1 pseudogene is annotated in these 279 nt (G+C 72.4%); it reads right to left on the bottom strand.

Features of this window, described 5'->3' with window-relative positions:
* Positions 1-279 (bottom strand): annotated as a pseudogene (locus SB756_RS29525) (3-hydroxyacyl-CoA dehydrogenase); the annotation flags it as partial.

Genomic DNA, 279 nt, shown 5'->3' with positions numbered 1-279 from the left:
CCAGCACCCGCAGCGGTGCCCGTTGGCCGGGTTTGCGTGCAGCCAGTTGCGCCGCGTGCGTGTCGAAGAAGTCATCGGCCAGGCCCTGTGACAGCGGCGCAGGCGTGAGCGCAGGGGCGGGGTGCGCGAGCTGCCTGCGGGCAAAGGCGCAGGCCTGTTCGAGCAGGTCGTGGCCGGGCTCTACCAGGTGGTCCACCAGGCCCAACGTCAGGCCCTGGCGGGCATCGATCGGCTCGCCGCCGAGCATCAGTGCCAGGGCGGGTGCCACGCCGATCAGCC

It is taken from the genome of Pseudomonas sp. SIMBA_068 (assembly GCF_046534705.1).
GTDB classification, from domain to species: Bacteria; Pseudomonadota; Gammaproteobacteria; order Pseudomonadales; family Pseudomonadaceae; genus Aquipseudomonas; species Aquipseudomonas putida.
The sequence above is the reverse complement of the archived record's forward strand: the minus strand, read 5'-3'. Positions and strand labels throughout refer to the sequence as shown.